Source organism: Campylobacter hepaticus, from assembly GCF_001687475.2.
In the GTDB taxonomy this organism is placed as follows: Bacteria; Campylobacterota; Campylobacteria; order Campylobacterales; family Campylobacteraceae; genus Campylobacter_D; species Campylobacter_D hepaticus.
In genome coordinates this window covers 1,429,360-1,444,504 of record NZ_CP031611.1, presented here as the reverse complement: position 1 = coordinate 1,444,504, position 15,145 = coordinate 1,429,360, and the positions used below count along the sequence as shown (strand labels likewise).

Below are 15,145 nucleotides of genomic sequence, written 5' to 3'. Positions count from 1 at the left end.
TTTCAATAAACTAAATTTATTATCTTCACATTAAAATTATGCATATTTTTCTTGAAATTTTTTCATAAATTCACATAATATTTCTACTTGGTCTAAATTTAAAGCATTATAAATACTTGCACGAATCCCACCTAAAATTCTATGTCCTTTAAGACCTATCATGCCCTCTTTTTGAGCTTCATCTATAAATACAGATTCTAAATCTGTATTTATAGGAATATTAAAACTCACATTCATTAAAGATCTATCTTTTTTCTTAGCATGTCCTTGATAAAAACCTTCACTACTATCAATACAATTATAAAGTATATTAGCTTTTTTAAAATTATTTTCATACACCTTATCAAGCCCACCTTGATTTAAAAGCCAATCCATTTCAAGATTAAACATATAAATGGCAAAAGTTGGAGGCGTATTAAACAAAGAATTATTTTGTGCATGAATAGCATAACTTAACATACTAGGAATTTTTTTATTCTGTGATCTTTCTAACATATCTTTACGGATAAAAATACAACTTAAACCTGATATCCCTGCATTTTTTTGTACTCCTCCATAAAAAAAAGCTATATTGGAAAAATCTACCTTTTTAGAAAAAAAATCACTTGAAGCATCAACGATTAAAGGGGCTTTAGTTTTAGGATAATTTTGATATTGTGTACCATAAATAGTATTATTAGAACAAATATAAGCATAATCGGCATTATCACTAAATTCTACATCAGGAATATGATTAAAATTATTTTCTTGACTACTTGCAACAATTTTTACTTTTATACCCAAAATCTGAGCTTCTTTAATTGCTTTATTTGTCCAAATTCCAGTATTAGCATATTCACAAATTCCATTTAAAGCTAAATTCATAGGAATCATAGCAAATTGTAAACTTGCCCCACCTTGTAAAAACAAGACCTCATAATCCTCATTTAAGCCATAGAGTCTTTTAGCTTTTTCTTGCGCGCCAAAATGTACTTCTTCAAACACCTTGGTTCGGTGTGAAATTTCCATAATAGAATAACCTTTTCCTTGATAATCACACAATTGCTCTTGGGCTTGTTTTAAAATTTCTAAAGGTAAAGTTGATGGTCCAGCGCTAAAATTAATTTTTCTCATAATATATCCTTTATAAAATTTTTGCTTCTTTTTGAGAAGTTTGAGAAGTTAAAATTATCATATCATCAGCTTTAAGTTCTTCTAAACTTATTATTTTATTATCTTTTTTAACACAAACAAATTTTTTACTTTTATTAAAGAAATTTTCATGCTGCAAATAAGCATTTTGCAATTTTTCTAATTTTAATTTATTAAAACTCAACTGATTTATGATTAAATTATAAAATTGTTTCTCTATAGCATAACTTTGTTTTATTTTTTCATCTAATATTTTAGGCAAAGAATTAGCTTTAAAAATTTTATTTAAATTTAAAAGCATATGATTACAATTTTGTATTTTATTTTGCAAACATTGTAATAATTTTTCTTCTAATAAATCTAAATTTTGTTCTAAATTTAACTTTGAAAAAAACAAAATATCAATAGCTGCAGAAGGTGTTGGAGCTCTATAATCTGCAACAAAATCGCTAATTACATAATCAATCTCATGTCCAATTGCTGAAATAATAGGAGTATTAGCTTTAAAAATTTCTCTTGCTAAGTTTTCATCATTAAAACAAAAAAGATCCTCTCTACTCCCTCCACCACGTGCAATAACAATAAGATCTAAATCCATAGTATCAGCTCTTTGTAAAGCTTTTATAAGAGAAGAAGGTGCTTGATTTCCCTGAGTTAAAGCATTAAAAACATAAATTTTAGCTAAAAAATATTCTTTTTGATTAATAAGTTTTAACATATCTTGCAAAGCTGCTGAAGTTTTTGAAGTAATAATACCCACTTTTTTAGGAAATTTTGGCAATTTCTTTTTAAAACATGTATCAAAAAGTCCTTCTTTTTGCAAACGTTCTTTTAAAGCTAAAAATTGTGCCTCTAAATCTCCAAATCCTGCTTTTTTCATGCTATTTGCGATAAATTGATAACGTCCACTTTCAACATATAAACTTACACTTCCAATAAGTTCTAAAAAATCACCAAGCTTTGGTTTAAAATCCACTTTTAAATTAGCATTTTTAAACATAGCACAAGCTATGCTAGATTTTTCATCCTTTAAATCAAAATACCAATGTCCTGAACCATGCATAGTAATTTTTGAAAGTTCTCCGCTTAAAACAATATCATCAAAATGCGTCTCCAATAAAGCCTTAGCTTTTAAATTTAATTCACTTACATTCATCAATTTTCCAAATATAAATTATTACAAATTGTATCAATATATTGATTTTGTATAATAAAGTTACACTTTTTTAAAAATTTTTAAGTCTAATCTCAACTAAATAGTAAAATTTTAGAAAAAATATTATATATAATACTTATATATTTCAAACTTAAAACTTAAAGGATTTTATCATGAAATTAAAAATTTTTTGCTCTATTTTAGCTTTTAGCACTATATTAAGTTTTGCTCAAGAACCAAAACGTCCTGAATGCATTGCTCCAGCTCAACCTGGAGGTGGATTTGATTTAACATGTAAACTCATTCAAGTTGGTATGCTTGATACTAAAATTATCTCAACTCCTATAAGAGTCACTTATATGCCTGGTGGAGTAGGTGTTGTAGCTTATAATACCATGGTTAATAATAGATCTAAAGATGGTAATGTAGTAGTGGCTTTTTCAAGTGGAACCTTACTTAATATAGCTACAGGAAAACATGGAAAATACAATGAAAATGATGTTAAATGGCTTGCTTCAGCAGGCGTAGATTATGGTATGATAGCCGTAAAAGCAGATTCTCCTTATAAAAATCTAGAAGATTTAATAAAAGCTTTACAAAAAGATCCCAACTCTATTAGTATAGGTGCTGGAGGATCTATAGGAGGACAAGATTGGATGCAAACAGCTTTGCTTGCAAAAGCCATTAATGTTGATGTGAAAAAAATACGTTATGTAGCCTTTGAAGGAGGAGGTGATGCTTTAACTTCACTCTTAGGAAATCACATTGATGTCATTAGTGCAGGTGTAGCTGAACTCATACCTCAAATTAAAACAAAAACTATTAGAGTTTTAGCAATTTTTTCTCCAAAAAGGCTTCCTGGAATTCTAGCTGATATTCCAACTGCTAAAGAACTAGGTTATGAAGTAGAATGGCCTACACTTAGAGCTTATTATATGGGATCAAAAGTTTCTAATGAAGCTTATAATTGGTGGCTTAATGCATTTGAAAAATTCCAAAAAACTCAAGAATACAAAGATCAACTTAATCAAAGATCCTTATTTGAATTTAACAAAAATGGTAAAGATTTAGAAGATTTTGTTAAAAAACAAACTGAACAATATAGAACATTAGCCAAAGAATTTAAGCTTATAAAATGAAAACGATTTCAAGTATAAAAATTATTGCAGGGATCTTGCTCATTATTAGTTTAATTGGAATTTATAAAGGTTTAAGTATACATTCAGATTTTAATTATGAACCCCTAGGACCTCGTGCTTTTCCGATAGGAATTTTAATTCTTATCTCCTTTTTCTCTTTATTTTTAATTTTTATTTCTAAAAATAATGGGCTTAAATGGGGTGATTTCATTTTTTGGAAAAAATTTATTATTTTAACTTTAGCCCTTTTACTCTATGCCATTTTTTTTGAACTCTTAGGCTTTATGCTTTGTACATTTTTACTAATATTTATCATGACTTTGCTTTTTAAAACAACCTTGCCTAAAGCTTGTATTTTTTCTATATTAAGTAGCATTATTCTATATTATTTTTTTGATAATGTATTACAAATTACTTTGCCATTTGGCTTTATCTTTAATCATTTTAATTAAAGGAAAATTATGGATACTTGGATGTATTTAATGCAAGGATTTAATATAGCTTTAGATCCTTACAATATTTTAATAGCATTAATAGGCTGTTTTATAGGCACTATAGTAGGTATGCTTCCAGGACTTGGACCTATTAATGGAGTAGCTATTTTACTCCCTCTAGCTTTTGGAATGAACTTACCTGCAGAATCTGCCATTATTTTACTTGCAACAGTTTATATGGGTTGTGAATATGGAGGCAGAATTTCTTCTATACTTCTTGGAATACCAGGAGATGCAGCAGCCATTATGACTACTTTAGATGGGCATCCTTTAGCTAAAAAAGGCTTAGCAGGAAAAGCCTTAAGCATCTCAGCACTTAGTTCTTTTATTGGTTCTTTTATAGCAATTTGTGGTATTATACTTTTTGCTCCACTGATTGCACAGTGGTCTTTAAAATTTGGACCTGCTGAATATTTTGCTCTTATTATTTTTGGTTTAGCAAGTTTAGGAAGCATGTTAGCTCAAAAACCCATAAGATCTTTTCTCTCAGCCTTAATAGGTCTTTTTTTAACCACCATAGGTATAGATGGAAATACAGGTGTTTATCGCTTTACCTTTGACAATCCTCATTTATATGATGGAATTTCTTTTATTATTTTAGTTATAGGTCTTTTTTCTGTTAGTGAAATTTTTTTCATATTAGAAAATACTCGTACAAGTCAAAATATTATTAATAAAACAGGTAAAATTTTAGTTAATCTTAAAGAATTTTTTCTTTGTTTTTCAGCCATTATAAGATCTTCTATCTTAGGATTTTTTGTAGGAGTTTTACCAGGCGCTGGAGCAACTATAGCTAGTGCTATTACTTATATGAGTGAGAAAAAAATAGCTGGCATAAAAGGCAAATTTGGACAAGGAGATTTAAAAGGTGTTGCAGCCCCTGAAGCAGCTAATAATGCCTCAGCTTGCGGATCTTTTATCCCTATGCTCACACTTGGACTTCCAGGTTCAGGAACAACTGCAGTAATGATGGGAGCATTAACACTTTATAATATCACCCCAGGTCCTACAATGTTTAGCGAACAAGCAAATATAGTATGGGGGCTTATAGCTTCTTTATTATTTGCTAATGTAGTTTTACTTTTGATGAATTTACCCCTAATTAGAATTTTTGTTAAAATTTTAAGTATACCTATGTGGAGTTTAGCCCCTATTATAATTATTGTTTCAATTATAGGAATTTATTCTATTAATAGCACAAGCTTTGATATAATTTTAATCTTAATCATAGGTATCCTAGCTTATATTTTAAGAAAACTTGAATTTCCAATGGCTCCTCTTATACTTGGTTTTGTATTAGGAGAACAATTAGAAACCAATCTAAGAAGAGCATTATCTATTAGCAATGGAGATTTATCAATACTTTGGAGTGGATCTATAGCTCCTATTTTACTTGTAGGGGCTATATTAATTATAATATTACCACTTTTAATAAAAAAATTAAGAAAATCTAAGATTTAGATTTTCTTAGCTATAAACATAGAGCTCACACCAAAACTAAAACTTTTAAATTCAAGCATCTTAAAACCTGCTTGTTCTAACTCAATAATCATTTCATCTTTACTCAAAAAACTTTCTATGGAATTAGGTAAATATTCATAAGCACTTTTATTTTTACTTATAATTGCACCTAAATTTGGCAAAATATTTTTAAGATAAAAATCCCTGCAAAACCCTATAAAACCATCATTTTCTCTTTTAACAAATTCTAAAATTAAAAAAATTCCATTTTGTTTAAGCACTCGTGAAAACTCACTTAAAGCTTTTTTTCTCTCTACCACATTACGTATTCCATAACTTATACTTATAATATCAGTGCTTTCATTTTGTAAAGGTAATTCTTGTGCTTGAGCTTTTATAAAATCAATATTTGGAAATTTTTGTTTTGCTATATTTAACATACCTTTACTTGGATCAACACCTTTGAGATTGAGTATATTTTTGTTTAATTTTTTAGCACTATTTTGCCAAATATTTATCATATCTCCTGTTCCACAAGCCACATCCAGTATAACTATATCATCTTTTTCACAAAGCTTTAAAACTCTTTTACAAGCGAATTTGCGCCAACTTACATCAACACCAAAACTTAAAATTCTATTAGTTTTATCATAAGTTGGAGCTATTTCATTAAACATATTTATAATTTTATCTTGCTTTTGCATTATTATCCTTAATTATAGCTTTTATAATTTTCTTGTCTTTTAATTTATAAAACCTATTTTTATATTCAAAATTATACAATAATATTAAAAATTTTTATGATAAAAAATCTTGAAGAATTTTAAGTTTATTTTTATAAAATTATCGATATTTTAAAAAATATTTATAAGAATTTTAAAAATACTAAAATAACCCTAAAAAGGGTTATTTTCTTAATTTATTTAAGAACATTCTTTACACCTGTGAACATAAGCACAAACTGATAAATGGTTAATCAAATTGCCTAATTTTTTTTCTAAATATTCTTGATATTCATCAAGTTTCACATCTTGAAAATTTAAATCATTTATATTACCACATTTAGAACAAACAACATGAATATGTTTCTCTTCATAAATATCATAACAAGTTTTTTGATTTAAAACATTAATTTCAACAACCAAACCTTGTTCTTGCAAGGTGTTAAGATTTTTGTAAACTGTGGCTAAAGAAATTGAAGGATACTCTTTTTTAATTTCTGCATACAATTCATCAATATTAGGATGTTCATGCCTTTTTAAGATTTTTAAAACGCAAAGCCTCTGTGGAGTAGCCTTTAATTCATGTTTTCTAAGCATTTCTAACAATTCCATTTTAATATCCTTATTTTTTAAGAGGAAATAATAATAAAATTTTAATTAAAAAAAGTTTATATCAAATAATATTTTTTATTATTTAATTATAAAATTTTTAAGACTTCATCAAATAAACTATTAGTATCTTTATGCAAAATTTTTTCTACTTCGCTACTTTTACCGTGTTCAATAAAACAATCTTCATATTCAAAACTGATAAGTTTAATTTGAAAATCATATTTTTGCAAAAAATTATTGATCAAACTTCCCACACCTCCAATTTTAGCATTTTCACTAAAAACAAACCAAATTTCACTTTTTTTAGCAAGATAAGACAATAATTCCTCATCCAAAGGTTTTATAAAAATCAGATCAATTAAATTCGCATCTTTTCCTATTGCTTGCAAAGATTTTAAAACCTGCCATGCTTTACCTACCCCTTGACCATAACCTAGGAAAACAATCTTGCTATCATTTTTAACAAGCCACTGAGCTTTAGCAAACTCTATTTCGCAAGAATTAAATTCTTTATCCAAAATAAAACTTCCCCTAGGATAACGAAAAGCTATAGGTCCTTTATGCAAATAAGAGTATTCCATTATTTTTTGCATCATTTGTTCATCTCTAGGAGCCAAAAGAGTGAAATTAGGCAAAGGCGCTAAAAAACTAACATCAAAAACACCTTGATGTGTTTCTCCATCTTCACCAACTATTCCTGCTCTATCTATAGCAAAAACAATACTTAAATTCATAATCGCACAATCATGAATGATCTGATCATAAGCACGTTGTAAAAAAGTACTATAAATAGCTACAAAAGGCTTAAACCCTTCTTTTGCCATAGCAGCCATAGAAGTAACAGCATGTTGTTCTGCAATAGCTACATCCCAAAAACGATTAGGATACTTATCTATAAGCTTATCAAGCCCAGTCCCACTTGGCATAGCAGCAGTGACTCCAACAATATTTTCATATTTTAAAGCCAAATTCAATAAATTTTGAGAAAAAATTTCAGTAGCTGATTTTTTAATATCAATATTTTTAATACTTTCTCCGCTATCTATATCAAAAGCTCCTACTCCATGCCATTTTGCATGCTTTCCCTCTGCTAAAATATAACCCTTACCCTTAATAGTTTGAGCATGTACTACACAAGGTTTTTGCATAGCTTTAGCTTGTTTTAAAGCCACAATAATTTCAGCTAAATTATGGCCATCAATAGGGCCAATATATTCTAAACCTAATTCTTCAAATAAAAGTCCAGGAGTAATAAGTTTAAAACTTTCTTCAAAACGTTTTGCTATATAAGTAGCACTATTAGGTAACACATCAAGCATCTTTGCTATACGCTTTTTAAAATTTTGATAAAACTGTGTTGCCATAGCTTGAGAAAGATATTTTGAAATGGCACCTATAGGTTTTGAAATACTCATTTCATTATCATTTAAAAGGATTACACAAGGAAATTTAGAATCACCTAATTCATTTAAAGCCTCATAAACCATTCCTGCACTCAAAGCCCCATCACCTATTAAAACTATAGGAGTGCGCTTTTGTTTTTTTAAAGCAATAGCCTTACACGCACCAAGTGCCAAAGAAATAGAAGTGCTTGAATGTCCAGCAACAAAATAATCTCCTTCACTAGGTTTTGTATAACCACTTAAACCATTAATTTGTCTTAAAGAATGAAAAATATCTTCTTTTCCACTTAAAAGTTTATGTGTATAAGATTGGTGAGATACATCAAAAATAAAAGGATCCTTATTAGCATCAAAAATCAAATGCATTGCTATACTAAGCTCAACAGCACCTAAATTTGAACTTAAATGTCCACCATTTTGACTGACTACTTGTATAATTTTTTCACGTATTAAAACAGCAAGATCTTCTAATTCTTTTAAACTTAATTTTTCTAATTCTTCTTTAGTGTGGGCAAATTTTTTATTCATTATTGACCATTTTTTTAATTTTCATCAAACGGGAGTTAAGATTAGATTCTATATTACCCGCATCACTAATAATAACAACACTGCCTTTACTAATAGCATCATCAAGACTGACTTTAATATGAGTATCTTGACTAAATTGCTCTTTTAAATACTCATAATCTTGAGCATTAATCTTAAGTTCAATAGCACTAGCACCTTTAAGCTCACTAATTAAATCTTTAGCTAAAGCATAAGCTATTTTTTGAGAATCAAGCTCTAACTCCTTTAAGATCACCTCTTTGGCAATATCTATAGCTGTTTGAGCTAATTCTTTTTCATTTTTCTCTATAAAAATTTCTAAATTAGCACAAGCATCATCAAGTTTTGCTATACTTTTTAAATACTTATCTTTAAGTTCATCTAATTCTTTTTGAAATTCCTCTTTTGCCTTATCAAAACCTTCTTTAGTGAATTTCTCTTTAGCATTTTCAAGTTCTGAATTTAAACGATTATTAAATTCATTTTCTTGACTTTCAATTTGCATTTGAAGTTTAATAATATTACTTGACATTTCATCAGTTTTTTTAAGTAAATCTTCAACAAAATTTGGCTGAAATGTCTGAATTTGTGATTCTTGTATAGTTTGTGTAGAGACTATACTTTGATTTTCTTGAACTACATCTTCATGAGTTCTTTTATCATTCTCCTCATTTGAATTTTGGAGATGATGCTCTACTACATGATTATCAAATTCAGAAATAACTTTAAAACGATACCCTTCTACAACATGTTGATTAGAATTTCCACCTGAAATAACATTACTACGATTAATCATTATATCCACCTATTCTATCATTTCATCTGCATCACCTGTTTGCACAAGCCCTTGTTCTGCAAGTTTTTGAACGACTTCTACTACCTTCCTTTGTGCATCTTCAACATCTTTCACACGTACAGCTCCTAAAAATCCCATTTCTTCAAGAAAAGCTTCGCTTGCACGCGCAGACATATTTGCTAAAAATTTTTGTTTTAATTCTTCGCTTGCACCTTTTAAGCCTATCATTAAATCACGCTTATCAGCAGTTTTTAAAATCTCTCTTATAGCCTGAGTACTAAGTTTTTGTATATCATCAAAAGTAAACATAAGTTCTTTAATAGTTTCAGCTAAACGTTCATCGCTTTGTTCTATATAAGTAATAGTTGATTTACTTGCTTTTTGACCTAAACGATTAAGTACTTCTGCTACAGCTCTAGGACCACCCACTTCAACTTTGTAAGAAGTAAGACTTTCAAGTTTACTTTCAAGTACAGCTGAAACTCTTTTAATAATACTTGGAGAAATATCACCAAGATTTGCCATTCTTATAACAACCTCAGCTCTTAATTCATCACTAAAATACTCTAAAGTTTCAGCCGCATGAATTGAATCCATATGAGCTAAAATAAGAGCGATAGTTTGTGGGTGTTCTTTAGTAATAAAATCTGCAAGCTGTTGGGGTTTAATTTGCGCCAAATATGAAAAATTCTGGTTATTTTCCATACTTTTAGTAAGTTTTTCAAGAATTTTATTTGCAATTTCTGGCCCAAAAGTACGAAAAAGTATTTCTTTAGCATATTCTAAACCACCACTTTTAATAAATTGATTAGATTGAAGCAAGGTATAAAATTCTTCCAAAACTGCAGTGGCTACAGAACGATCAACATTTTTAGCCATAGCAATATAACGAGAAATTTCAGTAATAACATCAATTTCCATATGCGAAAATACAGAAGTTGTAGCATCTTCACCAAGTTGTATAAGAAATATCGCTACCTTTTCGGGCATAGATAAATCATCATAAACCATTTTTTGTTCTTCGCTAAGCTTTATCATTACATATCCTTTTCGCCAAATTCACTATCGTTTTGAATTAAATTTTGCAAAAGTGCAGCAATTTCTTCACTTTTATCACTCACCAAACTACGCAATTTTTCAAGCAAAACTTCATATTGAATAGAATCTTCATTAAAATTATCTCCAAAGCCTAATTGCTCTTCAACTTTTTTTCTTGCTGCATTAAATTTCTCTAAAGCATCTTCAGCATCATCTAACACAGCATTTGAACCTTGTTCCATTTCTTCTTGAGCTGCAACATCTTCAAGCATTTTTTGAGCAAATGGAGCAATAATTTTTTTGTAAAAAATAAAAAGCAAAATCGCCGCAATAAAATATTTAACTGGTGGGATAAATGGCTCAACAAAACGGTTATAAAAAGTTTTAACTTTACTTTCAACTCTAATTGATTCACGATGAAATGGTAAATTTTGTACCACAACACTATCTCCTCTTGTAGCACTAAAATTAATAGTATTTTTAACTATACTTTCAACACTTGCAAGCTCTTCCTTGCTTAATGGAATATACTCGCTTTTAAGATCACCATTTTCATCAACAACATCTTGATATTTACCATCAATAGTAACAGCAGCAGAAGTACGAATAACTGTTGCAAACTGCTTTTTAATACTCGTAATAGTTTTAGAAAGTTCATTGTTTGTAGTGACTTGATTTTTTTTATAAGTATCAATTTGTCCTTTATTATCAAGTCCTTCAACTGGACCTATATTAGAAACTGCACCAGGGACTCCTTGAATTTCAGGATCTTTTCTGCCCGTTCTTTCTTCATTTAGAGTTTGCTCACTTCTTACTATAGGATTTGGATCATAAACCTCACTTTGTGATTCTTGTTTAGAGAAATCAAAATCTATATTAACACTTACTTTTACTTTATCTCTACCCCCTGCAAAAGGAGCTAAATTTTCTATAATTTTATCTTCTAAAGCCTTTTCTTGATCGCTTTTAAATTTAATTTGTGCACGAACTAAATCATCTTCATATGCTTCTTGCTCATCAAGAGGCACACCGCTTTGATCACTGATTTTAACATTTTCCTTGCTAAGCTTTGCAACAGCAGCAGAAACAATATTTTTAATCCCATCAATTTGTTTTCTAGTCAGCTTAAGACCCTCACGTACATTAACAACAACTGAAGCAGTAGGAGGTATTTGTCTTTCAGTAAAAACACTTTCTTTTGGAAAAGCTATATGCACTACTGCACTACGTATAGGATCTAAAGTTTCTATAGTCCTTGCAAGTTCTCCTTCAATAGCTCTTTGATATTTTACTCTTTGTTCTTCATTTGTAGCTCCAAAAGCCTGGGTATCAAAAGCTTCAAAACCCACACGACTATCTTTAATAAGTCCTTCACTTGCAATAAACATTCTTTGGCGATAAACTTGATCTTGTGGGACTAAAATTTTATTTTCACTTTCTAATTTATAAGGTATATTATTTTGCTCTAACTTAGCTACTATAGCAGCTGAAGAACTTGGACTTACATTTTCAACTAAAACAGCATATCCATTACTTACACCACTTCCATTTCCACGAAATAAAGCTAAAAATACCAAAAAACCAACCACAATAATAACAGATGCAGCAATCACTATACGCTGCTTTCGAGTTAAGTTTTGATAAAGCTGTCCAATTTGATGAAACATATTTTTAAAATCCATTAGTCCTCATCCCTCAATTTAATAAATTAGCATTTATTTTTTAATCAAGTTACTCTTTTAAAACCTTTTCAAATTCGACAAAAAATCTTTCATTTTCATAAGGTTTTCCTATAGTAATACGCATAGCATTTAAACCATAACTTTGTAAATTTCTTATTATTATACCCTTTTTAAGCAATTTTTCAGACAAATCTGTACTATTTTTTTGATCAAAAAAATAAGTAATAAAATTAGTATAACTTTTAAGAGTTTTTATATGATTTCTTTTGGCAAATTCTTCATAAAGCTCCATTTGGGTAAAATTATTTTCTAAAGTTTTTTTAATAAATTCTTCATCATCTAAAGCTGCTATTGCAGCTTTTAAAGCTAAATGATTCACATTAAAAGGTGCGCGAAGCTTGTGCAATGCATTAATAATTTGAATATTGGCTATACCATAACCTATACGCAAACCACCAAGTCCATAAAGCTTAGAAAATGTTCCCAAAAAAAGCACATTTTCAAATTTTTCGACAAGATCGCAAGGTTTTAAACACTTTTTATTATCCTTAAAACTTGCAAATTCATTATAAGCTGCATCAATAATAACTAAACAATCTTTATCTACTTCTTTTATAAATTCAAATACTTCATTAGCATTTAAACACTCACCTAAAGGATTATTAGGCAAACATAAAAAAACAACTTTAATTTCTTCTTGATATTGATTATAATATTTTTGAAATTCATTTAAATCATGAGTAATGCTTTGCGTTTTATAACATTTTGCACCAAATTGCTTAGCGTAAATTTCATACATAGCAAAACTTACACCTGCTTGTAAAAAAGCATTTTTATTATTTAATTTAGCATGTAGAGCAAATTCTATAACTTGATCACTACCTGCACCAATAATAATATTTTCATTTTTAAGCTTATATTTTTGTGCAAGTTTACTTTTAAGCTCTATCATACTATCATCAGGATAAAGATAAGCTTTATTTAAATTTTGCATTAAACTTTCAATAGCTTTTGGTGGAACACCAAAGGGATTTTCATTGCTAGCTAATTTTATAATTTCTTTAACACCATATTCTTTAGCAATCAATTCTATATCTTTACCCGGCTCATAATTATTTAAATAATTTAAAATTTCATTAAATTGCATTTATTTCTCCTGATAAATAAGATCCAAGCCAAACAATCTCATCTTGATTTTCTAAAGCTCTTTTAACATTTTCATCATCAATATGTCCTTGAAAATCTATATAAAAACTATGTAAAAATTCTTTTGATTTTACAGGACGAGATTCAAGCTTAGTAAGATTAATATTTTCTTTTTTAAACCTTTCTAATAAAGAGCTTAATCCACCTGGTTTATGATAAGCATGAGCTAAAATAGAGGTTTTACAATTTGGCATTTTAGGATTTTTAATATCACTTAAAATTAAAAATCTTGTTTTATTAGCTGCATTATCTTCTATTTTATCAAAAAGCACGGGTATATTATAAATTTTTGCAGCAATTTTCGAACAAATTGCTGCAGAATATTTATCTTTAGAAGCTAAATAAGCAGCATTAGCTGTAGATTTTGAAGGTAAAAATTCTACATTACCAAGCCCATGACTTTCTAAAAATTTACGACATTGATTATAACCTTGAGGGTGAGAATAAATACGTTTTATTTCTTTTAAATTTTCATTAATGCCTACAAAAGAATGGTGTATATCCATGTAAATCTCACCAAAAATTTTAAGTTCACTATACTTACCAAGACAATCTAAAGTAATACCTACAGCCCCTTCTGTATTATTTTCTATAGGCACAACTCCATATTTAGCCTCTTTATTGCTCAATTCTTTAAAAACATCTTCTATATTAGCAAGGGCAATATAACGACTCATAGCCCCAAAACGACTCCTTGCTGCTTGATGAGTATAAGTTCCTTCAGGTCCTAAATAAGCTATAGTTTGAGGCATTTCTAAATTTCTTGAAACAGCAAAAATTTCTTGATAAATAGCTTCTATAGCATTTTGATCTAACAATCCTAAATTGATATTTTTTAAACGTTTAATAATAGCCCTTTCACGTTCAGGACGATAAATAACACCTCCACTACTTTGTTTAATTTCTCCTATAGTTTTTACATAAATCATTCTCTCATTTAAAAGTTCTAAAATTTGATTATCTATTACATCAATTTTATCTCTAAGCTCCTCTAAATTTGACATTTTAGCTCCTTTAAAAATTCAAAAACACTAGGATAAACTCTATCAAGCAAATTCATATCAATTCCTTTAGTATCACTTATTTTACCGCTTAACACTAGTAAAGTTTTCATACCAAGTTCTTTTGCCTTAAGCAAATCACCTTTAAAGTCATCACTAATTATTTTACTTTCTTTAAAATTAGCTTTTAAATCTTGTTTTTTTAATAAATTTAAAGCTTCTTGATAAAAAGAAATACTAGGCTTACCTATAACTTCATATTTAAAATTTACAGCATGCTTAAGCATAACCATAATACCACCTACTCCAGGATAAAGTCTATTATCTTTTTTATAAATACTTGTTTCATGCATGACAATAAATTGAATTCCTTTTTTAGCAAATTCTATCATACTAGCAAAATCCTTAAATTTAAAATCATCATAACTAGCCACAAGCACAGCCTTAGGATATATAAAATCAAACTTAAAACCTAATTTTTCAAGGCTACATAAAAATTCATTTGAACCAAAAGCAGCAATCTTGCAAGGTTTTAAAATACGATTTAAAACACAAAAGGGATCGATATAGGCATCTTTTTTTATTTTTAAACCTTTTTGTCTTAAATAATCTAAAAAATCAAGTTTTTTAGTATTATTTGTAATAATAACATAAGGAATTTGTTTTATATTTAAAAAATCTATTAATTCTTTTGCACCCTGAATTAAAGATTTATCAGAATCTGAAATCAAAGTTCCTTGCACATCTAAAAAAAACAT

The 15,145-nt window shown here is 28.7% G+C and carries 14 protein-coding genes; 3 read left to right on the top strand and 11 right to left on the bottom strand.

Annotated elements, in window-relative coordinates:
* Positions 1 to 36: 36 nt before the first annotated feature.
* Positions 37 to 1,113, bottom strand: coding sequence for a phosphoserine transaminase (gene serC, locus A2J15_RS07165; protein ID WP_066777841.1), 1,077 nt, complete (start codon positions 1,111 to 1,113; stop codon positions 37 to 39).
* A gap of 10 nt (positions 1,114 to 1,123) precedes the next feature.
* Entirely contained in the window at positions 1,124 to 2,287 is a 1,164-nt protein-coding gene (gene xseA, locus A2J15_RS07160; protein WP_066777838.1) for an exodeoxyribonuclease VII large subunit, read from the bottom strand.
* A 173-nt stretch (positions 2,288 to 2,460) separates the two neighbouring features.
* Between xseA and A2J15_RS07155 the strand changes: the two genes are divergently transcribed.
* From A2J15_RS07155 to A2J15_RS07145, 3 genes are read left to right on the top strand one after another with little or no spacing between them, the layout of a single operon-like run.
* Positions 2,461 to 3,426 (top strand): Bug family tripartite tricarboxylate transporter substrate binding protein, encoded by a 966-nt coding sequence (locus tag A2J15_RS07155; protein WP_066777836.1) that lies wholly within the window; start codon positions 2,461 to 2,463, stop codon positions 3,424 to 3,426.
* Positions 3,423 to 3,878, top strand: a complete 456-nt coding sequence (locus A2J15_RS07150; RefSeq protein WP_066777833.1) for a tripartite tricarboxylate transporter TctB family protein — start codon at positions 3,423 to 3,425, stop codon at positions 3,876 to 3,878. Before A2J15_RS07155 ends, A2J15_RS07150 begins: the two co-directional genes overlap by 4 nt.
* 9 nt (positions 3,879 to 3,887) lie before the next feature.
* The gene (locus A2J15_RS07145; RefSeq protein ID WP_066777830.1) at positions 3,888 to 5,381 is read left to right on the top strand and encodes a tripartite tricarboxylate transporter permease; all 1,494 of its coding nucleotides are present in this window, start codon (positions 3,888 to 3,890) and stop codon (positions 5,379 to 5,381) included.
* On the opposite strand, the gene ubiE is transcribed toward A2J15_RS07145, so the two are convergent.
* From ubiE to A2J15_RS07100, 9 genes are all read right to left on the bottom strand, one after another.
* Positions 5,378 to 6,085, bottom strand: a complete 708-nt coding sequence (ubiE, locus tag A2J15_RS07140; protein ID WP_066777828.1) for a bifunctional demethylmenaquinone methyltransferase/2-methoxy-6-polyprenyl-1,4-benzoquinol methylase UbiE — start codon at positions 6,083 to 6,085, stop codon at positions 5,378 to 5,380. The genes A2J15_RS07145 and ubiE overlap by 4 nt on opposite strands.
* 219 nt (positions 6,086 to 6,304) lie before the next feature.
* Positions 6,305 to 6,715, bottom strand: a complete 411-nt coding sequence (gene perR / locus A2J15_RS07135) for a peroxide-responsive transcriptional repressor PerR (RefSeq protein WP_066777826.1) — start codon at positions 6,713 to 6,715, stop codon at positions 6,305 to 6,307.
* Between the two features lie 86 nt (positions 6,716 to 6,801).
* A complete protein-coding gene (gene dxs, locus A2J15_RS07130) occupies positions 6,802 to 8,646 on the bottom strand; it encodes a 1-deoxy-D-xylulose-5-phosphate synthase (RefSeq protein WP_066777824.1) in 1,845 nt (614 codons plus the stop codon).
* Positions 8,639 to 9,460 (bottom strand): flagellar assembly protein FliH, encoded by an 822-nt coding sequence (fliH, locus tag A2J15_RS07125; protein WP_066777820.1) that lies wholly within the window; start codon positions 9,458 to 9,460, stop codon positions 8,639 to 8,641. Before fliH ends, dxs begins: the two co-directional genes overlap by 8 nt.
* A 9-nt stretch (positions 9,461 to 9,469) precedes the next feature.
* The gene (fliG, locus tag A2J15_RS07120; protein ID WP_066777817.1) at positions 9,470 to 10,498 is read right to left on the bottom strand and encodes a flagellar motor switch protein FliG; all 1,029 of its coding nucleotides are present in this window, start codon (positions 10,496 to 10,498) and stop codon (positions 9,470 to 9,472) included.
* A complete protein-coding gene (gene fliF / locus A2J15_RS07115; RefSeq protein WP_066777814.1) occupies positions 10,498 to 12,180 on the bottom strand; it encodes a flagellar basal-body MS-ring/collar protein FliF in 1,683 nt (560 codons plus the stop codon). Before fliF ends, fliG begins: the two co-directional genes overlap by 1 nt.
* Positions 12,181 to 12,229: 49 nt before the next feature.
* Positions 12,230 to 13,327 (bottom strand): histidinol-phosphate transaminase, encoded by a 1,098-nt coding sequence (gene hisC / locus A2J15_RS07110; protein ID WP_066777812.1) that lies wholly within the window; start codon positions 13,325 to 13,327, stop codon positions 12,230 to 12,232.
* Complete coding sequence (gene pheA / locus A2J15_RS07105) at positions 13,317 to 14,390, bottom strand: prephenate dehydratase (protein WP_066777809.1); 1,074 nt, start codon at positions 14,388 to 14,390, stop codon at positions 13,317 to 13,319. Before pheA ends, hisC begins: the two co-directional genes overlap by 11 nt.
* On the bottom strand, positions 14,378 to 15,145 hold the full coding sequence (locus tag A2J15_RS07100; protein WP_066777806.1) for an HAD-IIA family hydrolase: 768 nt from the start codon (positions 15,143 to 15,145) through the stop codon (positions 14,378 to 14,380). The genes pheA and A2J15_RS07100 overlap by 13 nt, the downstream gene beginning before the upstream one ends.